The organism is Buchnera aphidicola (Macrosiphum euphorbiae), from assembly GCF_005237295.1.
Classification (GTDB): domain Bacteria; phylum Pseudomonadota; class Gammaproteobacteria; order Enterobacterales; family Enterobacteriaceae; genus Buchnera; species Buchnera aphidicola_AP.
This window is the reverse complement of sequence record NZ_CP033006.1, coordinates 380183-401626: the sequence shown is the minus strand read 5'-3', so window position 1 is coordinate 401626 and position 21444 is coordinate 380183. Positions and strand designations below refer to the sequence as shown.

19 protein-coding genes are annotated in these 21444 nt (G+C 23.9%); 4 read left to right on the top strand and 15 right to left on the bottom strand.

Annotated features, from left to right (window positions below):
• Window positions 1-15: 15 nt before the first annotated feature.
• The gene (gene rlmKL, locus D9V71_RS01850) at window positions 16-2118 is read right to left on the bottom strand and encodes a bifunctional 23S rRNA (guanine(2069)-N(7))-methyltransferase RlmK/23S rRNA (guanine(2445)-N(2))-methyltransferase RlmL (protein WP_158340685.1); all 2103 of its coding nucleotides are present in this window, start codon (window positions 2116-2118) and stop codon (window positions 16-18) included.
• Window positions 2119-2307: 189 nt separating this feature from the next.
• A complete protein-coding gene (gene pyrD, locus D9V71_RS01845; protein WP_158340684.1) occupies window positions 2308-3171 on the bottom strand; it encodes a quinone-dependent dihydroorotate dehydrogenase in 864 nt (287 codons plus the stop codon).
• A gap of 480 nt (window positions 3172-3651) precedes the next feature.
• Here pyrD and pncB point away from each other — a divergent pair, with 480 nt between their 5' ends.
• The 3 genes from pncB to D9V71_RS01825 all read left to right on the top strand — a co-directional run bounded on the left by pncB (window position 3652) and on the right by D9V71_RS01825 (window position 7658).
• Window positions 3652-4851, top strand: coding sequence for a nicotinate phosphoribosyltransferase (gene pncB, locus D9V71_RS01835; RefSeq protein WP_158340682.1), 1200 nt, complete (start codon window positions 3652-3654; stop codon window positions 4849-4851).
• 126 nt (window positions 4852-4977) lie between these two features.
• Window positions 4978-6378: an asparagine--tRNA ligase gene (asnS, locus tag D9V71_RS01830; protein WP_158340681.1), complete on the top strand. Its 1401-nt coding sequence runs from the start codon at window positions 4978-4980 to the stop codon at window positions 6376-6378.
• A 143-nt stretch (window positions 6379-6521) separates the two neighbouring features.
• Window positions 6522-7658, top strand: a complete 1137-nt coding sequence (locus D9V71_RS01825; protein WP_158340680.1) for a porin — start codon at window positions 6522-6524, stop codon at window positions 7656-7658.
• A 275-nt stretch (window positions 7659-7933) separates the two neighbouring features.
• Here the strand turns inward: D9V71_RS01825 and D9V71_RS01820 are convergent, their stop codons facing one another.
• The 12 genes from D9V71_RS01820 to rluC all read right to left on the bottom strand — a co-directional run bounded on the left by D9V71_RS01820 (window position 7934) and on the right by rluC (window position 16539).
• On the bottom strand, window positions 7934-8464 hold the full coding sequence (locus tag D9V71_RS01820) for a hypothetical protein (protein WP_158340679.1): 531 nt from the start codon (window positions 8462-8464) through the stop codon (window positions 7934-7936).
• Between the two features lie 58 nt (window positions 8465-8522).
• Window positions 8523-8867 (bottom strand): histidine triad nucleotide-binding protein, encoded by a 345-nt coding sequence (locus tag D9V71_RS01815; RefSeq protein ID WP_158340678.1) that lies wholly within the window; start codon window positions 8865-8867, stop codon window positions 8523-8525.
• Between the two features lie 18 nt (window positions 8868-8885).
• Window positions 8886-10319: a PTS glucose transporter subunit IIBC gene (gene ptsG / locus D9V71_RS01810; RefSeq protein ID WP_158340677.1), complete on the bottom strand. Its 1434-nt coding sequence runs from the start codon at window positions 10317-10319 to the stop codon at window positions 8886-8888.
• A gap of 116 nt (window positions 10320-10435) precedes the next feature.
• The gene (locus D9V71_RS01805; protein WP_158340676.1) at window positions 10436-11230 is read right to left on the bottom strand and encodes a TatD family hydrolase; all 795 of its coding nucleotides are present in this window, start codon (window positions 11228-11230) and stop codon (window positions 10436-10438) included.
• 24 nt (window positions 11231-11254) lie between these two features.
• Window positions 11255-12244: a DNA polymerase III subunit delta' C-terminal domain-containing protein gene (locus tag D9V71_RS01800; RefSeq protein WP_158340675.1), complete on the bottom strand. Its 990-nt coding sequence runs from the start codon at window positions 12242-12244 to the stop codon at window positions 11255-11257.
• Window positions 12241-12879, bottom strand: a complete 639-nt coding sequence (gene tmk / locus D9V71_RS01795; RefSeq protein WP_158340674.1) for a dTMP kinase — start codon at window positions 12877-12879, stop codon at window positions 12241-12243. The genes D9V71_RS01800 and tmk overlap by 4 nt, the downstream gene beginning before the upstream one ends.
• A gap of 114 nt (window positions 12880-12993) precedes the next feature.
• Window positions 12994-13236 carry an acyl carrier protein gene (acpP, locus tag D9V71_RS01790; protein WP_158340673.1) on the bottom strand — a complete coding sequence of 81 codons (243 nt, stop codon included), beginning with the start codon at window positions 13234-13236 and terminating at the stop codon, window positions 12994-12996.
• A 46-nt stretch (window positions 13237-13282) separates the two neighbouring features.
• Complete coding sequence (gene fabG / locus D9V71_RS01785) at window positions 13283-14017, bottom strand: 3-oxoacyl-[acyl-carrier-protein] reductase (protein ID WP_158340672.1); 735 nt, start codon at window positions 14015-14017, stop codon at window positions 13283-13285.
• Complete coding sequence (locus D9V71_RS01780; protein WP_158340671.1) at window positions 14004-14402, bottom strand: ACP S-malonyltransferase; 399 nt, start codon at window positions 14400-14402, stop codon at window positions 14004-14006. The genes fabG and D9V71_RS01780 overlap by 14 nt, the downstream gene beginning before the upstream one ends.
• A 61-nt stretch (window positions 14403-14463) precedes the next feature.
• Window positions 14464-14961: an ACP S-malonyltransferase gene (locus D9V71_RS01775; RefSeq protein WP_158340670.1), complete on the bottom strand. Its 498-nt coding sequence runs from the start codon at window positions 14959-14961 to the stop codon at window positions 14464-14466.
• Window positions 14962-15349: 388 nt separating this feature from the next.
• Window positions 15350-15514: a 50S ribosomal protein L32 gene (gene rpmF, locus D9V71_RS01770; RefSeq protein ID WP_158340669.1), complete on the bottom strand. Its 165-nt coding sequence runs from the start codon at window positions 15512-15514 to the stop codon at window positions 15350-15352.
• Between the two features lie 80 nt (window positions 15515-15594).
• Window positions 15595-16539, bottom strand: coding sequence for a 23S rRNA pseudouridine(955/2504/2580) synthase RluC (rluC, locus tag D9V71_RS01765; RefSeq protein ID WP_158340668.1), 945 nt, complete (start codon window positions 16537-16539; stop codon window positions 15595-15597).
• Between the two features lie 347 nt (window positions 16540-16886).
• Between rluC and rne the strand changes: the two genes are divergently transcribed.
• Window positions 16887-19604: a ribonuclease E gene (gene rne / locus D9V71_RS01760; RefSeq protein ID WP_158340667.1), complete on the top strand. Its 2718-nt coding sequence runs from the start codon at window positions 16887-16889 to the stop codon at window positions 19602-19604.
• Between the two features lie 165 nt (window positions 19605-19769).
• Here rne and D9V71_RS01755 read toward each other — a convergent pair whose 3' ends face one another.
• Window positions 19770-21401: a flagellar hook-associated protein FlgK gene (locus D9V71_RS01755; RefSeq protein ID WP_158340666.1), complete on the bottom strand. Its 1632-nt coding sequence runs from the start codon at window positions 21399-21401 to the stop codon at window positions 19770-19772.
• Window positions 21402-21444 lie beyond the last annotated feature (43 nt).

Below are 21444 nucleotides of genomic sequence, written 5' to 3'. Positions count from 1 at the left end.
TTTCTATCCTTGAATTTATTTTACATGTTTTATTAACCAGGAATGGTAAATATTGGAATTTTTTAAAAAATCTTTTGATTGTATTTTTTTCGTAATTTTTTGTATATGTAATTTTATTTTTTTAATATAATTAAAATTAACTTCAAAATTTCGTGTAGAACTTGAAAAGATAATATAACCATCATAACGTAAAATTTTTTTTAAGTTAATGATTATATCTAGATAATCTCTTGTTAAATCAAAATCTTGTTGCATTTTTTTAGAATTAGAAAAAGTAGGTGGATTTATAAATATTAAATCAAATTTTTGATTAGTTTTTTTGATCCATGTTAAACAATCTGATTGAATAAAACGATGTTGAGAACCTGTTAAATTATTAAGAGACATATTACGCATAGACCATTTTATATAAGTATTAGAAATATCTACACTAGTTGTGCTATTTGCTTCTCCTAATCCAGCATAAACAGTGGCAGTTCCAGTATATGAAAATAAATTAAGAAAATCTTTTCCCTTAGCCATTGTTCCTAATAATTTTCTCACGAGTCGTTTATCTGAAAATAAACCAGTATCTAAATAATCTGTCAAATTTACTAAAAATTTCGCATGATATTCTTGAATAGTAATAAAATTATTACTATTAAATAATTTTTTATACTGTGTTTTATTTTTGTTCTTTTGTCTAGTTTTTAATATAATATTATTTATAGGAATAGATAATATTTTTTTAGTATAATAAATAGCATGGCATAGTCTTTTGAATGCTTTATTATAATTGATTAGTTTTGGTGCTTTATACTCTTGAATTACTATCCATTGATGATAAATATCTATTATTATATTGTAATTTGGTAAATCTGCGTTATAAACACGAAAACACTCTAATTTTTCTAGATTAGCCCATTTTTTTAATTTTTTAAAGTTTTTATTTAATCTATCTTTAAATTCATTGTTTTTAATATTTGAGTTTTTCAAGAAAATTGAAAAATTTCTTTGAAAACAATTTAATGGTCCGTTTCTAAAACAATATTCTTCATATGATTGCATTTGCAAAAATTTTAACAAAAATATTGATGAACTAAATATCGATAATTTCCAATTTTTAAAATATTTTTTTGATGCTATGCCTAATTGTATATATAAACCGACTAATTGACTTTCAGTTTGAGATCTTTCTCCATACGGTGGATTACTTAATATAATTCCTACTTGCTCTTTATTATAAATATTTTTTAAATTATTTAAATTTTTTGTTGAAAATTGAATTATTTTTAACACGCCTGCATTTGATGCATTTATTTTAGCTTTTTTTATAATTTCAGAGTTATAATCATATCCTATAAAATAATTTTTAAAATATTTTTTTATTCCAATTTTAAATCTTTCTTCTGCTTCTTTGACAACTTCTTTCCATATATTTTTATCATATTTTTTCCATGATTGAAATCCCCATTTTAATCTTTTTAATCCAGGAGCTCTATCAGAAGCTATCATAGCTGCTTCAATTAAAAGTGTTCCTGAACCACACATAGGATCTATCATGGGTGTATTTTTTTTCCAACCTGAACTTAATACAATCGCTGTTCCTAAGTTTTCTTTAATAGGAGTAGAATTGCAAAATTCACGATATCCTCTTTTATTTAAAGATTCTCCACTTAGATCTAACATAATATGTAATATATTATTGTTTAATAATACTTTGACTCGAATATCAGGTTTGATAAGGTTTACACTCGGACGAGAAGAATATTTTTTTTGGAATTGGTCAACAATTGCATCTTTAGTTATTAGTGCTCCGAATAAACTATTGCGAATAGTATCATTAGTTCCTTTAAAATTAACTAAAAAAGTATTGTTTATATGAAAAATTTCAGTCCAACTAATATTATATACATTCTGATAAAGATCATCGCTATTTTTTATAGTAAATTTTCTTATGCATAAATAAATACGTGAAGCAATTCGACTCCACATTAAACTTTTATATAATAATAAATCATTAGATTCATAATAAATTCCTCCATTTATTATCTTTATATTTTTAGCGCCTAAAGATAAAAGCTCTTTTTCTAGCAATTTTTCAGTTCCAAAATTTGTACTTGCAAATAAATTATTCATTTTTATTTTTTATTATTAGTTATATAAAATTAAAAACTATTTTGATGACATATTTAATATTTTTAGATATATAATATACGCTAACTATATAGTTAAATTAATAATTATATTTATTTTAAGTTTTTTATAAAATTTAATTGATTCTTTAGATTTAAAAAACTTAATTTTAAGAAATTACCAATAGAAATTTTATATTTTATTAATAATTTTTTTTATTAGTTTAGGACCATGATATATTAATCCAGAATAAATTTGTATTAGAGTAGCTCCTGATGCAATTTTTTCTTTAGCTGATTTTATAGAATTAATACCACCGACTCCAATAATAGGGATTTTTTTTTGTAAATTTTTTGATAATATTGAAATTATCTCAGTGCTTTTTTTTTGCAAAGGAAATCCACTTAAACCTCCTTTTTGTAAACTGTTTTCTAATCCAGATACTGATGAGTGATCTACTGTTGTATTAGTTGCGATCACTGCATCTATTTTATATTTAATTAATTGTTTTGAAATATAAATCAATTCTTTTGTTGATAGGTCTGGTGAGATTTTAATTGCTATAGGAACATATTTTAAATATTTTTTATGAAGTTCTTTTTGTTTTTTTTTTATTTGATATAATAAATTCTTAAAAAGAATTCCATATTGTAAATTTCTTAAATTTATAGTATTAGGTGAAGAAATATTAATTGCGATATAGCTAGCATAACAGTAAATTTTTTCTATACATATTAAATAATCATGAATTGCATTTTCAATCCTAGTATTTTTATTTTTTCCAATATTAACACCTATGATTCCTTTGAAATTTGATTTTTTTATATTATTAATTAAATTGTCTATCCCCAGATTATTAAATCCCATTCTATTAATTATACCTTCCATAGGAATTACTCTAAAAACTCTAGGTTTTGGATTTCCAATTTGAGGTAAAGGAGTAACAGTACCTACTTCAATGAAACCAAATCCTAATTTTGATAAAGAATGTATATATTCTCCATTTTTATCTATTCCTGCTGCAGTACCAAGTTTATTTTTAAAAGTTAAACCCATGCATTGAATATTTTTTGATGGTATTCTAGTTTTACAAAAAAAAAATTAAATAGCAGAATATTTTTAATATTGAGATATTTTAATGTTAAAAAATGAGCTTTTTCAGGTTCTATTAAAAATAACAGTTTACGAATTAAATAATAAAACATTATAATTCCTTTTTGGTGTAGGATAAAATTCTAAAAAAATTATAATAAACATATTCTATAAATATATAAATTAGAATAATTTTATTTTATATACTATTTTTTTTAAAGATATTATTTTTTTGAAAAATTGATAACTTTTTTATTTATGTTATATTTTTATAAAAGACCTAAATAATATTTCTTTTGAATTCTTTTATTTTATTAAAACATATTTTATTAAAACATATTTTATTAAAACATATTTTATTAAAACATAAAATGAGCATGATGATTGTCGTATATATGGTTATTGCAGATGAAAAAATAATAGAATAAAAAATAAACGAATATTATGAAAAGATATGATTATCCAATAGTAAAAACATTGCTCGATACTGATGCATATAAACTTCATATGCAACAAGCTGTTTTTTATCATTATAAAAATGTAGATGTAGTTGCTGAATTTCTTTGTAGAGGAGATAATTTTTTAGGTTGTTATGCAAATATTTTATTAGAACAGATTAACATGATGAGATCTTTATCTTTAAGTCATGAAGAATATACTTATATGACCTCTTTCCCATTTTTTAAGAAAGAATATTTACATTGGTTAAGAAAATTTCGTTATAATGTTTCACAAGTAAAAATCAATAACTATCAAGGTCAATTACATATTCGCATAAGTGGGCTATGGAAAGAAGTAATATTATGGGAAGTCCCGATTTTAGCTTTAATTAGTGAGGTTTTTCATGGAAATTTTTCTCCAGAAATTAGTTCTAAATCTGCTGTACAATATTTAGATAATAAACTGATAAAATTTTTTAAGCATACTAAATATATAGATTTATCTCGTTTGAAAATTGTTGATTTTGGTACAAGAAGAAGATTTTCTTATAATGTGCAGTATTCTATTGTTAAAAGGTTAAAAAAGAATTTTCCTTTTTTAATTGGATCTAGTAATTATCATATAGCTCGTGTATTAAAGATTAAACCAGTTGGAACACAAGCTCATGAATGGTTTCAAGCGCATCAACAAATTGGAAAAAACTTACAAGATAGTCAAATTTTAGCATTACAAACATGGTTATATCAATACAAGAATCATTTGAGTATTGCTCTTACAGATTCGATTACTATGGATGCTTTTTTACAAGATTTTAACTTACATTTTACTTCTGCTTATCAGGGAATCAGACATGATTCAGGAGATCCTGTAGAATGGGGTGAAAAAGCTCTTAAGCATTATGAAAAATTAGGAATAGACCCTTGTACTAAAACGTTACTATTTTCTGACAATTTAAATTTTAATAAGATTATATTTTTATATAAAAAGTTTAATAAGAGAATTAATGTTATTTTTGGAATGGGAACAAAATTAACTTGTGATATTCCATATGTAAAACCACTGAACATTGTTGTTAAATTAGTAAAATGCAATGGAAAACCTGTTGCTAAAATATCTGATAGTCCAGGAAAAACATTTTGTTTAGATCGTAATTTTTTAAAGCATTTATGTGAAGTGTTTAATGTACCATTAAAAAATAGGTAAACTATAATTTTTTTATTATCGATTAACATTTTTTTAAAATATAAAAAAATTTTTACTATTTTAAAATTTTATTTCTATAATAGTCTATTTTTAAAAATAAGTAATAAGTATAAAAGGGAAGAATTTATGAGTACAGTATCAATATCAGATATATATAAAGATGATATTATAGTAAATAGTTTTATTACTGTATGTGGATGGGTCCGGAGCCGCAGAAGCTCAAAATCTGGCTTCTCTTTTATTACAATTTATGATGGTTCGTGTTTTGATTCGATACAAGCGATTGCGAATGATAATTTACCTAATTATCACAAAGAAATATTGCATTTAACTATTGGATGCTCTGTTATACTAACTGGTACATTAATATTATCAATTGGAGATAAACAAAAATATGAAATTCAGTTAACAAAAATTGAGGTTTTAGGTTGGATTGAAAATCCAGAGACTTATCCGATATCTGCTAAAAAACACAGTGCAGAATATTTAAGAGAAGTAGCACATCTGAGATCTAGAACAAATTTAATAGGCGTAATAACGCGAATAAGAAATCATACATTACAATCGTTACACCGTTTTTTTTATAAGAGAGATTATTTTTGGGTTCCAACACCTATTATAACTAGTTTAAATACTGAAGGTGCTGGAGAAATGTTTCGTGTTTCAACATTAGACATGAAAAATGTTCCTAAGAATAAAGATGGATCCGTTGATTTTAAAAAAGATTTTTTTGGAAAAGAGTCTTTTTTAACTGTTTCGGGACAGTTAAACATAGAAACATATGCTTGTGCTTTATCTAAAGTTTATACTTTTGGTCCTACATTCCGAGCTGAAAACTCTAATACTAGTCGTCATTTAGCAGAATTTTGGATGCTAGAAGTAGAATCAGCTTTTACTAATTTAAATGATATATCAGATTTTGCTGAGTCTATGTTAAAATATGTTTGCAAATCTCTTTTAAAAAATTGTATGTCAGATATTAATTTTCTTAAAACGTATATTAATAATGATATAGTTAATCGTCTAGAACAACTATTGTCAGTAGATTTTGTGCGTATAGATTATGCAGATGCTGTGAACATTTTACTTGATTCTAAGATGCAATTTAATAATTCTGTTTTTTTAGGTGTTGATCTGTCTTCTGAGCACGAGCGTTTTCTTGTAGAAAAGTATTTTAAAATTCCAGTAATAATAAAAAACTATCCAAAAGAATTAAAAGCATTTTATATGAGATTGAATGACGATAAAAAAACTGTTGCAGCAATAGATTTATTAGTTCCTAATATTGGTGAGCTAATAGGTGGTTCTCAACGTGAAGAACGTATTTCAATTTTAGACGAACGTTTGTTAGAATTAGGATTAAAAAAAGAAGATTATTGGTGGTATCGAGATCTTCGTCGATACGGTACAGTACCCCACTCAGGTTTCGGAATGGGTTTTGAACGATTAATCTCTTATGTCACTGGAGTAACAAATATAAGAGATCTTATTCCATTTCCACGTACTGTTAATAATGCTCATTTTTAACTAAAATATTTAATATTTACTAAATAATTTTTTTATTTAAGTATTTATATAAATATAAAAAATATATAAAATTCATAGTTATTTTTTAATAATATATTGATATTGATTTAAATTATTTTTACTAAAAGGTAGTATAAAAAATTATGACAAATCATAAATCTTTAGCAATTGTAATACCAATGTTATTAGCTGCCAGTAATGGAGTTAATGCTTTAGATATATTTAATAAAAACGGTAATAAACTTAAATTATACGGTAGTATTAATCCTAATCATGAGTTATCTCATGGTTTTTTATCGACTAAAATTACATCTCATAACGATGATACAAATGCTATTTTAGGTCTTTCAGGAGAAATAAATATTACTGATGAATTATTAAGTTATGCTACTATTGAATATAAAACTGATTTTTCCGCACCAGAGGAACTATTAAATAAACAACAGTCTAATACTGTACGGTTAGGATATGCTGGTTTTAAATATGGTAATTGGGGTTCGATAGATTATGGTCGTAATTATGGTATTTTTCATGATGTACAATCATTAACTAATCATACGCCATATATTAATAAAGACAGTGTATTTTCTTATAATGATAATTATATGATAGGAAGAAATAATAGCTTACTTACTTACAGAAATAATGATCTTTTTGGTTTAGTTAATGGAGTCAGTTTTGCATTACAGTATCAAAATCAAGATAAAAATAGAGCAGAACTTCAGCAAAATGGTACTGGCTGGGGTGCTTCTTTAAAGTATGAAACTGATGTTGGACTGACTGCTATTGGTTCCTGTTTTTCTTCTGAAAGATCTCCATCTGATAAAGGTAATCAAGACGAAAAGCTTCCTTCTGCAGGAGCATATGGATTGGGTTTTAAATATGATGCTAATGATATATATATCGCAGCTTTTTATGGTGAAGCACGTAACTTAACAACACCATCTATTGATCAAAATAATGCGCCTAATGAACAACCATATATCAATAAAACACAAAATATTGAAGCTATTGCAGAATATGATTTTCATTCCGGCTTTCATCCTTCCTTAAGTTATTTAGATTCTAAGGGACAAAATTCAAATACAAAAGATTCATCTAATAATTCAGATTTGGAATTAGCAAGACAAATTAATATTTCTACTCGCTATGAGTTTAATAAAAATATTTCCACATATATGAATTATAAAATTAATTTGTTAAAGAGTGATGATCCTAGTAAAAAAACTAAGAATCCTATAGATAACACTATTGGTGCTGGAATAGTTTATCATTTCTAATTTTTTGAGAATATATATTTTTTTAAAATTAATTTAAAAATTTTTAATAACAATTAAGAGTTAGAACTTTCTACTGGCATAAAAATAGAGAAATCTATTTTTTTATATTCAAAAAATAATTAATTTTTTGAATTATATAAATTTCAGTAGAAAGGGCTACTCTTCTTGACAATAAAACACTTTTTCTTATTAAAAAAAACTAGTTTTCAATTTTTTTATATAGCAAGAAAATTAATTTTTAGGATATAAAAAATATTTTTCTATATATAATATTTTTATAAGTACAATCTTTCTTTTTTCATAAATACTATTTCTCCTGTTTCAACTAGTATTAATTCTATTTTTAATGAAAAAAGTTTATTTTTACCGGAAATACAGCTATGAAGATAATATTTTACGTGATTATTACGAGATAATAATAGTGCAGTACTGGTATCTAGTGTATTTTTTATTTGCAATACACCTAATTCTTTTTTATAATTTTCAATTATTTCTGTTTTAAGCAAATTAATTTTATGATTTTTTTCAGTAATTTTATTTTTGATTGAATCTGTTAGTTTGTTTGTATCTATAAACATGTTAGTTTCATTTTTTAGTAAATCAATAAAAAATAATGTATTATTAACAATAAATATATTTTTAGATTTTAATATTTCTAAAACAATATTTTCTATAGTTGAATCAAAGTTTAAAAGAGAAAAATTTGATGTTTTTGTTTTTTTAAAATCTTTCTTGATTTCTTTAGAAAAATCACAACCATGTATAAAAAATATAAAAAATAATATAGATAGTAAATTTTTACTCAAATTTTATCCTTCAATTTATAAAATAAATAGCATTTTAAGAAGTTTTAAAATATAAAAATCAAGAAAACGATTTAAGTTTTGCACCTCCTAGTAAATGCATATGAAGATAATTGATTTCTTGACCTCCATTTTTATTGCAATTAATAACAATTCTATATCCTTCTTGACTAATATTTTCTTTTTTTGCAATTTGAACAGCAATATCAAACATATGCGCTATAACCCATTTATTTTTCTTGTGAATATCATTTGATGATGCAATAAAAACATTAGGTACAATTAATATGTGTACTGGTGCTTTTGGTTGTATATCTTTGAAGGCAGTAATTGTTTCATCTTGATAAATAATATTTGCTGGTGTTTTTTTTTCTATAATATTTTTAAAAATCAAATGATCTTGCATAATTAAAATTCCTTATTTTTACACTTTCTTTATATATTCATCCATTGCTGTTTTAATGTTTTCAGATCTTGTTCCAAAAACAACTTGTATTCCTGAACCTGCAATTATTACTCCTGCTGCCCCAATATTTTTTAAATCTTTTTGATTTACTTTTGATATTTCTAGAATTGTAATTCTTAATCTGGTAATACAGGCATCTAGATTTTTAATATTATTTTTTCCACCTAATGCCGTGATAATATACGGTGCAATTTCATTATCATTTTTTTCTAGTATATTATTTTTAATATTTTCTCGTCCTGGTGTGTTTAAATTAAAATTAATAATTAATAAATAAAATAAAATGTAGTATAATAATCCATAAAGTATACCAATAATTGGAAAAAGAAATATATGATTACTATTTCCACTTAACACTACAAAGTCTATAAAACCATGTGAAAAACTAGTTCCTGCGCGCATATCTAAAAAAATACATAATGGAAAAGATAATCCAGCTAAAAATGCATGGATAATATATAGTACTGGTGCAACAATAATAAATGAAAATTCAATCGGTTCAGTGATTCCAGTTAAAAAAGCAGTTAATGCAGCTGAAATCATAATACTACCTATTTTAGTTTTGTTTTCTTTTTTAGCTGTATGCCAAATTGCTAATGCAGCACCGGGAAGACCGTACATTTTAAAAATGAAACCTCCTGATAAATTTCCAGCTGTAGCATCACCTGCCATGTATCTAGCAATATCTCCATGAAATACTTGCCCTATAGAATTAGTATATTCTCCAATTTGCATTTGAAATGGAACATTCCATATATGATGCAATCCAAATGGTACCAGTGCTCTTTCTACTAATCCATATAGAGCAAAAGCAAGGATAGGATTTTGATAAGCAGCCCATTCAGAAAAAATTTGAATTCCATGACCTATTGGAGGCCAGATTATAGATAATATTATACCTATTAATATCGCAGATAATCCTGAAATAATAGGAACAAATCTTTTTCCAGCAAAAAACCCTAAATATTCAGGTAATTGAATACGATAAAATTTATTAAACATATATGCTGAAATTGCACCTGCAATAATACCTCCTAATATACCAGTATCAGAAAGATGTTTATCTTTGATGACATCAATAGTTGTATTCAAAATAATTGGTTCAACTGAAGTTAATGTTTGTATTAAAATTCCATAAGATACAACTGCAGCTAATGCTGCAACACCATCATTTTTAGTAAAGCCGAGAGCTACACCAATTGCAAAAATTAACGGCATGTTGCTAAAAACAGAACCTCCTGTTTGAGCCATAATTTGAGAAAGAATCTCTGGTAATAAACTAAAATGTGCAGATCCTATTCCCAGAAGTATTCCTGCAATAGGTAATACTGAAACAGGTAACATAAGTGATTTACCAACCTTTTGAAGGTTTGCAAATACATTTTTAAACATATAAAAAAAACTCCTAATTATATATAAAATTGTTAAGATGAATTGTAAATAATATATATTATATTTTTTTTGAAAAACTTATTTTATATTAAGTGTAAGATTAAATATTAAATTTACTATACATTAAATAATGTATAAAAATTATTTGTTGTGATTTTTGCGAGTATATTTACATCTATTTTTTTTAATATAGAAATTTTTTTTGCTATATTAAATAAATATGCAGGTTGGTTTTCTTTGCCTCGATAAGGCACTGGTGATAAATATGGTGAATCTGTTTCTATTAATAAACGATCTAATGGTATTTTTTTTATTGTATCGCAAAGTTCTATAGAATTTTTAAACGTAATTATGCCAGAAAAAGAAATATAAAAACCGATATCTAATAATTTAAATGCAGCATCACAATTTCCGGTAAAGGAATGTAATATTCCGATGCATTTATCTGCATTTTCTTCTTTTAATATTTTTATAGTGTCATTTATAGCATCACGAGAATGCACTATAATGGGTTTTTTTAATTTTATTGCAATTCTAATATGTTCTCGAAAAAAATCTTTTTGTATTTTTTTAGTTTCAGATGAATAATAATAATCTAAACCAGTTTCACCTATAGCTATTACACGTTTTATTAAAGATAATTCTTTTATTTTATCAGATAAGTTCTCTATTCTATGAAAAGTATCAAGTTCTTTTTGACAATTTAAGGGATGTATACCACAAGAATAAAAAATAACTTTGTATTTTTTAAATAATTTTGTAATTCTATAAAAATTATTTATAGAAGTTGATACCGTTAAGAAATTTTTTACATAATTTTTATAAGATTTTTTTATTACATCATCTATATTTTTATGTAATAAATGATAATTTAATCTATCAAGATGACAATGTGAGTCAATTAAGAACATAATCTTCTCTCTTTTATATAAAAATTAAATTTCTAATGTCAAATTTAAAATTTTTTCCCATTTTAGCAATTGTTCTAATAATAATAATTCATGATTGATTCCGGGTATATTTAATAATCTATATTTACAATGCATCCAAGTCCGAATGCTAACATCTAAAATAATGTTTGTATAATTGCAAGCAAGAAATTTAATAAATTCTATTTGATCAAAATTAGTTAAATGGTTTTTTTCATTAAAATTAAATTTAATAGAATCGAATAATATAAAACATATCCAATCAATTTTAATTGTATTATTTTTTTCTTGTAGTAGTGGTAAAATGTTTAATAAATCTTTATTTTTAAAAGCATTATATAAGTATTTATAAAAATTTATTCTATCCACCCATAAATTGCTATTAAGAAATTTTTTTGCAAATAGAGGAGAACCTTGATTTATACGTAGTGCCGTTAAATTTGATCTAGTTTTTTTTATGTTTTCTGTTTCTAACCACTTTAAACTATCTTTTTCTGTTGGAGTAAATAATTTATAGATAAGACAACGACTATTAAGTGTAGAATGTAAAGTTAATTTTTTATAATTTACAAGAAAAAACCAAGTTTTTTTAGGTGGTTCTTCTAATGTTTTTAAAAAAGCATTAATCGCTGATTCTGTTAATTTTTCAGTATCTGATAAAAAAATGATTTTAGAACCACCCTGTTGAGCACATTTAAATATTTTTTTATTAATTTTTCTTATATTTTCGACACTAAATATATTATTTTTTTCAGCTATAAAATTATGCCAATCCGGATGATTATTTGATAACATTAATTTACACCCATGACATTTATTACAAAAATTTATTCCTACACGTTTTAGACATAATAGCCACTTACTAATAAACCAAACTAATAATGATGCTCCTATGCCTCTTTGAGTATTTATCAAGATTGCATGGTGAGCTTTTTTTGTTTGATATTGTCGTATAATACTATTATATGGTTTTATTAACCAGGGGTATAATTTCATATCACTTGTTTATTAAGCCAATCTAATATTTTTTTTTTGATATTTTGAGTCACTTTTTTAATATTTAAATTAGCATTGATTGTTATAATTTTGTTATCTAATTTTGCATTTTTTAAATAACATTTTCTAGTTTGATTAAAAAATTTCAAAGATCTTTTTTCAATTAAGTCTAATGTATTGCGTTTTGATGCTCTTGCTAAACCGATTTTTGGAGATACATCTAAGTAAATAGTTAAATCTGGAATAAAATTATTTAAAAATAAAGATTTTAATTTAGTAATTTTTGTTTTTTTAATACCTAAACCTCCGCCTTGGTAAGCTAAAGAAGATAAATCATGACGATCAGAAATTACCCATGCTCCATTTTTTAATGCAGGTTTTATTTTTTTTTCAACCAATTGTATTCTTGCAGCATACATTAATAATAATTCAGTTTCTTTAATAAGATTATCAGTATTAAATTGTTTTTTTATTAATTTTCTTATATCTTCAGCAATAGGGGTACTGCCTGGTTGACGTACTAACAGTATATTTTTAATATTATATTTTTTTAATATATTTTTAACACATATACATGCATTAGTTTTACCTGCACCTTCTAAGCCTTCGATTGCAATAAATTTATTTTTTATCATTATTTTGTAAAATTTTTATTATTCAATTATGGTGATGTGTAATTTATATTAAATTTATATTTATAAAAAATCGAAGTATTTAATGTTTATTTCTTAAAACAATATTAATATTATTTATTTTTTTGAATAGTGATTTTTAACATAATCAATTGATTTTTGTATTGTGTTAATTTTTTCTGCTTCTTCATCTGATATTTCAATATCAAATTCTTCTTCTAAAGCCATAATTAATTCTACTGTATCAAGCGAATCTGCACCAAGATCATCTATAAAAGATGCTTCATTAAAAATCATCTCTTCTTTTATATCTAGTTTTTCAATAATTATTTTTTTTATGCGTTTTTCGATATTTTTCATTTTTATTATTTCCTTGGTATTTCAAAAATTTATATAATACAATATATTATATCATATACATGCCACCATTTACATGCAATGTATGACCTGTTATGTATGATGATTTATTTGAAGTTAAAAAAATAACAGCGTCTGCTATTTCTTCTGTTTTTCCTAATCTTTTCATAGGAATATTAGATATATATTTTTTATGTTGAATTAAATTTAATGTGTTAGTGAAATCTGTTTTAATAAAACCTGGAGATACAATATTAACAGTAATACCTTTAGATGCTACTTCTAATGCTAGTGATTTATGAAATCCAACCAGTCCTGATTTTGAAGCACTATAATTCACTTGTCCTTTATTACCTGTATAAGCAATTATTGAACTGATAGTAATAATCCTACCTTGTCGTTTTTTAATCATTGATCGAATAACAGATTTTACAAGATAAAACACTGATGATAAATTAATTTTTATTACATCTTCCCATTCTTTGTTTTTCATTTTTATTAATAAATTATCTTCTTTAACTCCAGCATTGTTAATTAATATATCAATAGATATTTTTTTTTTATAAATTTCTTGAATTTTTTCTGTAATGGAATCAGTATTATTTAAATTTAAAATTATACCAAATCCATTTTCTTTTAAATAAGAATTAATAGCATCTACTCCATGTTTAGTAGTAGATGTCCCAATAACTTGAATCCCTTTTTTTATTAATTTTTTAGCAATCGCTTTTCCTATTCCACGATTTGCACCTGTTATTAATGCAGTTTTTTTATTCTTTTTCATTTTTTCCTTTATTGATTTTTTTGAATGCTATTAAAAAATTTTTTAAATTATTTGTACTAAATGAGATAATATTTTTATCTTTTTTATTTAAATTAGTTAGTATTTTGTTAGGCCCAATTTCTAACATTACAAAAATTTTTTTTAATTTTATAAAATCTATGATTTCTTTCCATCTTACAGTATTATAGATTTGTCTAATTAATGCTTTTTTAATGTTTTTGCTAGTATTTTCAAATTTTACATCAACGTTATTGATAACTGGAATTTTTGGTGGGTTTATAGTAACAATTTTTAATATTTTTTTTAGTTTTTCAGATATTGGTTTCATTAATTCAGAGTGTGCTGGTATTTTATTCTTAAGTTTAAAGATATGTTTAGCACCCATTTTTTTGCAATTTAGACTAGCCTTGTATACAGCAGATTTATCTCCTGAAATTACAATTTGATTATGAGAATTTATACTTGCTAAAGAAACAATTTTTTTTTTGATGTTTTACTAAACATGCCATTTGAACTTGTTTTTTGTCTATACCAATAATCGCTTGCATTGAAGTAGGTCTATTTGTAGTTGCTTCTTCCATAAGTTGACCACGTAAAAAAACAATCTTTAATGCATCAGAAAATTCTATTGCACCAGAACATACTAAAGCAGAATATTCACCAAGGCTATGCCCTAACATAAATGATGGATTTCTTCCATTTTTTTCCTTCCAAAAACGATAAATTGAAACTGATGCAGTTAATATTGCTGCTTGTGTATATTGGCTTTGATTTAGTTTTATTTTAGGTCCTTCTTGTATTAATTTAAGCAAATTAATATGAATATGTTCTGATGCTTCATTAAAAGTTTTTTGAATAATATTATTACTTTTATAGAAAAATGAAGATAACATACCTACATATTGAGAACCTTGTCCTGGAAATAACATTGCGAATAAAGTCATTATAATCACCTTCTTTTTAAAATGAAATCTTGCAATATTTTTATGAAATATTTTTTAACTTGTTTTATTATTTTTTTTTATTTCGTTAATTTTTACATTTTATAAATATCTTTAATATAATAGATGTGTATTATTTTTAAATATTTTTATATTAATTATTTCATATTAAATTTATTTTTTTTAATTAATATAAATATATTATATTTATTTGACATATATAAAAAATTAAATTTTTAATAAATAATTGTATTAATGAAATAAGATTTTTTGTGTGGTATATTTTTCTTAGTTTTTATAATAATTTTTTTATTTATTGAATAAATTTCATATTTATATTGTTTTTTATAAAATGGTACTTGCGAAAGCACCATTTTTTGTGGAATTTTTTTTAAATAACTTTCTTTCCTTTATAATAACCATTCGTAGTAATATGGTGTCGGATATGTGTTTCTCCAGAAAATCTATCTATGGATAAAGTTGGTACTGATAAAGAGTCATGAGAACGTCTCATTCCTCTTTTAGAACGAGTAGGTTTATTTTTTTGAACGGCCATATCACATGTCTCTATTTAATATGTTAAAAAGTAGTTTAATAAAAATAATATTTTTTCTATTAACTTGTGTTTTAAATAAACTATATCATATTATTTAAATAATTTTTAAAATCTATATCTAATGGCGCTTGTATATAAATTTTATTGCCATTTTTTGGATGGATAAAATGAACTCCAGAAGAATGAAGTAAGAGTCTATTAATATTTTTTTTATTTTTTATATTAGTATCTAAATCACTTTTCCCGTAACGTTTATCAAATAATATTGGATGTCCTGCATATAAAGCATGCACGCGAATTTGATGTGTCCGACCAGTTTTAGGTATAATTGATAGCAAAGTTGAAGAGGAAAATTTTTTTTTGATTTGAAAACGAGTTTCTGAAGGTTTGCCTTTTTGATCGATTAAAACTATTTTTTTTTGATTTTTTAATCTAACTTTTAAAAGAGGTTCTGAAATTTTTTTTATACTAATAGGCCATAATCCATGAACTAATGCTATATACTCTTTTTTAATTTTTTTTTCTCGCAATTGTTCGTGTAGTGATGCTAAAGAGGTTCGTTTTTTTGCTAATATTAAAACACCTGATGTTTCACGATCAATACGATGTACAAGTTCAAGAAATTTATCTAGTGGACGTAATTTTCGAAAATATTCTATAACTCCAAAACTTAATCCACTTCCACCATGTACCGCGATTCCTGAAGGTTTATTAATAATTAACAAATGATTATCTTCATATAAAATACTATTTAGTAAATTTTTGGCATGATTTAAGGGGAAGAAATTATTTTTTACATTACATGAAATTTTTATTGGTGGAATTTTCAGCATATCTCCAATTTTTAATTTATAATGTGGTCTGATTCTTTTTTTATTAACTCGAATCTTTCCTGTTCTTATAATGCGATAGATCATACTTTTAGGTACATTTTTGAACTTACTATGTATAAAATTATCTATTCGTTGATTTAGCATATCTTTATTAATGTATATAATAGATATAGGTAGTATTTTGTGTTTCATTAAAAAAATCTCTATTTTAAGTAATTTTTTTAATTTTTATTTATTATAATATAATTATTTACATAAATATATTAAATAAATTATTTGTTAAAATATATAATACAAATAAATTTTGTATTGTATTTTATATAACAATTTTAAATATTTTTATATATATTTATATATAATAATTGATTATATATTTATATTTTTAAGTTTATTTAAATTTGAAATTTTTAAAAAAAATTATTTTTATAGATATTTTAAATAAAAATCATAATATGATCATAAAAAATTCATTTTTTAATAGTTTATATTTCCTGTTGATGTATTTACTTATTTATAAAAATAAGAGAGAAAAAGTTATAATGAAAAGAATGTTAATTAATGCAACTCAGCAGGAAGAGTTGCGTGTTGCTCTTGTTGATGGTCAACGCTTATATGATCTTGACATAGAAAATTCTGGATCAGAACAAAAAAAATCAAATATATACAAAGGAAAGATTACCCGTATAGAACCTAGCTTAGAAGCTGCTTTTGTAGATTATGGTGAAGAAAAAAACGGTTTTTTACCGTTAAAAGAAATCTCTAAAAATTATTTTCCAGAAAACAATATCTATCCTTTAGATCTTAATATCAAAGATATTTTAAAAGAAGGACAAGAAGTTATCGTTCAAATAAGTAAAGAAGAACGAGGTACTAAAGGTGCTGCTTTAACAACGTTTATCAGCTTAGCAGGAAGTTATTTGGTTCTTATGCCTAATAATCCTAAATCTGGTGGTATATCAAGAAGAATCGAAGGAAATGACAGAATAGTACTAAAAGAGTTGCTAACGTTGTTAAAATTACCTGAAGATATGAGTTTAATTATTCGAACTGCTGGTGCTGGAAAATCTATAGAATCATTAAAATGGGATTTATCTCTTAGATTACAGCATTGGAATACAATTCAGATAATAGCAAAAAGTCGAACTGCACCATTTTTAATTCATCAAGAAAGCAATATAATTTTTCGTGCTTTCAGAGACTATTTACGTCAAGATATTGGAGAAATTTTAATTGATAACCCTAATGTATTAGATTTAGCGCGGAAACATATTACCTTTTTAGGTCGTCCAGATTTTGCTAATAAAATTAAGCTATATAGTGGAGAAATTCCATTGTTTAGTTATTTTCAAATTGAAACACAAATTAATTCCGCTTTCCAAAGAAAAGTGAGATTACCTTCTGGCGGTTCAATTATGGTGGATAGTACTGAAGCTTTAACTGCCATTGATATTAATTCTTCTCGTTCCACAAGTGGAACAGATATTGCATCTACAGCATTTAACACCAATCTTGAAGCAGTAGAAGAAATTTCTCGTCAATTGCGTTTACGAGATTTAGGGGGTTTAATAGTAATTGATTTTATAGATATGTCAGATATTCATCATCAACGAGCTATTGAAAATAGATTACGTGAAATTGCACGTGATGATAGAGCACGTATTCAAATTGGCCAGATTTCTAGATTTGGTTTGTTAGAAATGTCTCGACAAAGACTGAGTTCATCTTTAGGGGAATCTAGTCATCATGTTTGTCCAAGATGTACAGGAACAGGAACGATTAGAGATAATGAATCCTTATCTTTATCTATTTTACGTTTGATTGAAGAAGAAGCTTTAAAAGAAAATACATATGAAGTACGTGCTATTGTGCCTGTAGAAATAGCTTGTTATTTATTAAATGAAAAAAGAGAGGCAGTTCATGCTATTGAAAAACGTCAAGCTGGTGGAAAAACTATTATTGTTCCAAGTAAAAAAATGAAAACTCCGCATTATTCTGTTTCTAGGATCAGAAGAGGTGAAAGTATAAATTCTACAAGTTATGGTCTTTCTAATATCCGAAAAAGCAAAATTCGAAATTTTCTAAAAGAAAATATATTGAAAAAAAAACCGAAAAAAAAATTAGAATTTACTAATTTTAGTTTATCTGATAACAATCGCAAAAAAATAAAAAAAGAAGAAAATATTTTTAAAAAAAATAACTGTCATAATGTGTTTTTAAAACTTTTATCAAATAATAGTAACTTTATATTTAAAATGATAGATTGGTTTAAAAACTCTTTTTTAATTAAACATATTTTGATTCGAAGTGAAATCATTAAAAAGAATACTTTTAAAAATAAAAGTAATATTTTTTTAAAAAAAAAACATTGTTCTTCACATAAAAAAAATTCTGATCAAAAAAAGACAACAGATTTATCTAAAATTTTTAAAAAAAAGATTGAAAATACACCTTTAAAAAATACTAATTTAGAATTAGTTAAAAACTATTATGATGTTTCCTCAACAAAATCTAATTATTTTTATAAGAAAAACATTATAAAAAAATTTCAATTAACACAAAAAAAAATAGATGATAATACTTCTTTAAAAAATATTTTAATACACAAACATAATTCTATCAACATTATTGAAAACAATTCAATATTTCATAAATTTTTTAATAGTTCTAAAATTTGTAAAAATAGAAATTTACATAATAGTTTTTTACATTGTTATTCTGTTAAATCTCCAACATTAATATTATCTTCAGTATTTTCATTAGAATTAGCATCAGGAAAAGTTTGGATTAAGTATCCACCAGTTATATCAGATGAAATAAAAAACCAAAAAAAAATCATAAAAAAGAAAAAATTATATACATTTTCTATTATTGAAAAAAATAAGATCCTTAAAAAAAATGATTATTTTGATATCAAAAAGACTAAAAATAAAATGTGTTTATTCAAAAAATCTATAAATAGTAATCTTCAAATCCAAAAAATTGCAAAACCTAAATTCCCAAAAAGAAACGAAAAAAAAGATTTATTTATTTCAGATAAGAAAAATTTTCTTTACAAAAAAATACATGTTAGAGAAAATCAAAAAAATCAATCAAGTGCACCTATAACACAAATTTCTGAAAATTTATATTTCAATAAAAAAGAAAAAACGTTTAATTTAAATTTATTAATTATGAAATTAAATTTTAGAAAAAAAAAATCTGCAGGAGCACATTCTGCAACAAATTTTTCCAATTCACCTGTTTCAAAACCTAAATAAAACATTTTTTTATATAAAAAAGCATTTTTAGTAAAAAAATTTAACTATTAAATCTTTTTAAAATATGTAATATTTTATATTCATTAAATAATCTATTAAAATAAAAAATAAAAACTTACTTTTAAAGTAAGTTTTTATTTTTTATAAATTTTTAATAAAATACGCTTAACTATAACGTTCGATTATTTCATTAAAAATTTTTTCTGCTGTTTGTAAAACTTTAACATTTGCAAGATAACATTCTTGTTGATAGTTTAAATCTTGATAGTCTTTTTCAATGTTATTAGACATAGATATTTTTTTATTTTGAAGTATATTAATCATATTTCTCTTGAAAGGGAGTTCTTCTTCTAGTGCATTACATTTGTGAGCTATAGATTGAGAAAATTTTTGATAAGCTTGATCAAGTGTGTCTTTATTATCAACAAGCAAGTCTTGATGCAATTTATCTATTATCATGGCGTTATTTCTATTTGAATAATTTACGTCATTTGTTGATGAAAATGCAAATAATTCATTTTTATTGATTAGTAATTGCAATTCTTCTAATGTTTTAGAATATGGTTTAACCATATAAATATCACCATCAGAAATTTCGCCTTGTATTGAAAGTTTAATCCCATCAAAATTGATTGATAGATTATTATTTTTTTTATCTATATCAGGCTGAATTGTAGTATGATCTGACAGTCTTGTTACTGTCCAATTATTGTTTTTAAAAAATATAACATAATTAGTATCTTTTGCATTACTAGTAGAAAACCATTTTGCAGATATTGTAGGAGATGAATGATTACTGGAACTAGATATTACTTCTGGACAACTAATATTAAAAATTTGTCTACCAATATGTCCAAACATGTCATATCCTATTTTATGATATGAATTTATACTATCAGCAAAATTAATTGTTAACTGTCCAATTTTATTTCTTGCATTTGTTAGTTCTTCCCTGCGAAATTTAAGAAGCGCTCCTAAAGTAGCACTTGGGATCATATCTTCTATTTTTTTTACTATTTTATCATGATGATCAATATATCCTATACTAATATATCTATCGTCTGATTTAGATGTTAGTGGAATTAAGTTTTGTTTTTTATTGTTATCTATAACAGCTATTCCATTATTTAAATAAAGTTGATAATTATCATGATCTTTGACAACTTTTATACCAATTAAATTATTTAATTCATCTACTAGATTATCTCTTTTTTCTATGAAATTATCAGCTTTATCAGAAAATTTTAAAATAGGAAAATGATGAATATCTATAGTAATATTATGAATTTCATCAATTAAAGTATTAACTTTTTCTATTTTATTTATAACCGACTTTTTAATATCTTGTTCTAAAAATTTTAATTTTTTGTCAAAATCTTGTATTTGATCAACTATATTGCTTAATTTATTTTGTATATTTTCATTGAAAAAATTTTTTTTATCTAAAACGATATCTTTGTCTATTTGCCGATATAAATCATTTATTAGTTCATTAAAAATATTTGATTTTTCACATAATAAATCTTCAAGTTTTAATAATTGTTCAATTTTAGTTTGTTCATCTTGAACTTGTACATCAGTTTTACGTTTTTCTTCTGCAATAAAATCATTATAATTATCATATATTTCTTTTACTTTTACTGTAGTATTTATATTTGAATCTTGAACAGTATTTTCTAAAACAAGACGTTTCCCTGAGTTTTTTCCAGTAGGATTATTAATTTTATTAACAGTGTTATCAATCATAACTTTCATTGCATTAATTCCAGCAATAGCAGTATTGAATATAGAACCCATTTTTTTTCCTTATTTTCATAAGATATTTATCTTAAAATATATT

What these genes read in the sequence shown, in the direction of transcription:
- rlmKL (WP_158340685.1), bottom strand. Translation starts at nt 2,118, where the DNA reads ATGAATAATTTATTTGCAAGTACAAATTTTGGAACTGAAAAATTGCTA.
- pyrD (WP_158340684.1), bottom strand. Translation starts at nt 3,171, where the DNA reads ATGGGTTTAACTTTTAAAAATAAACTTGGTACTGCAGCAGGAATAGAT.
- pncB (WP_158340682.1), top strand. Translation starts at nt 3,652, where the DNA reads ATGAAAAGATATGATTATCCAATAGTAAAAACATTGCTCGATACTGAT.
- asnS (WP_158340681.1), top strand. Translation starts at nt 4,978, where the DNA reads ATGAGTACAGTATCAATATCAGATATATATAAAGATGATATTATAGTA.
- D9V71_RS01825 (WP_158340680.1), top strand. Translation starts at nt 6,522, where the DNA reads ATGACAAATCATAAATCTTTAGCAATTGTAATACCAATGTTATTAGCT.
- D9V71_RS01815 (WP_158340678.1), bottom strand. Translation starts at nt 8,867, where the DNA reads ATGCAAGATCATTTGATTTTTAAAAATATTATAGAAAAAAAAACACCA.
- ptsG (WP_158340677.1), bottom strand. Translation starts at nt 10,319, where the DNA reads ATGTTTAAAAATGTATTTGCAAACCTTCAAAAGGTTGGTAAATCACTT.
- D9V71_RS01805 (WP_158340676.1), bottom strand. Translation starts at nt 11,230, where the DNA reads ATGTTCTTAATTGACTCACATTGTCATCTTGATAGATTAAATTATCAT.
- D9V71_RS01800 (WP_158340675.1), bottom strand. Translation starts at nt 12,244, where the DNA reads ATGAAATTATACCCCTGGTTAATAAAACCATATAATAGTATTATACGA.
- tmk (WP_158340674.1), bottom strand. Translation starts at nt 12,879, where the DNA reads ATGATAAAAAATAAATTTATTGCAATCGAAGGCTTAGAAGGTGCAGGT.
- acpP (WP_158340673.1), bottom strand. Translation starts at nt 13,236, where the DNA reads ATGAAAAATATCGAAAAACGCATAAAAAAAATAATTATTGAAAAACTA.
- fabG (WP_158340672.1), bottom strand. Translation starts at nt 14,017, where the DNA reads ATGAAAAAGAATAAAAAAACTGCATTAATAACAGGTGCAAATCGTGGA.
- D9V71_RS01780 (WP_158340671.1), bottom strand. Translation starts at nt 14,402, where the DNA reads ATGGGTGCTAAACATATCTTTAAACTTAAGAATAAAATACCAGCACAC.
- D9V71_RS01775 (WP_158340670.1), bottom strand. Translation starts at nt 14,961, where the DNA reads ATGACTTTATTCGCAATGTTATTTCCAGGACAAGGTTCTCAATATGTA.
- rpmF (WP_158340669.1), bottom strand. Translation starts at nt 15,514, where the DNA reads ATGGCCGTTCAAAAAAATAAACCTACTCGTTCTAAAAGAGGAATGAGA.
- rluC (WP_158340668.1), bottom strand. Translation starts at nt 16,539, where the DNA reads ATGAAACACAAAATACTACCTATATCTATTATATACATTAATAAAGAT.
- rne (WP_158340667.1), top strand. Translation starts at nt 16,887, where the DNA reads ATGAAAAGAATGTTAATTAATGCAACTCAGCAGGAAGAGTTGCGTGTT.
- D9V71_RS01755 (WP_158340666.1), bottom strand. Translation starts at nt 21,401, where the DNA reads ATGGGTTCTATATTCAATACTGCTATTGCTGGAATTAATGCAATGAAA.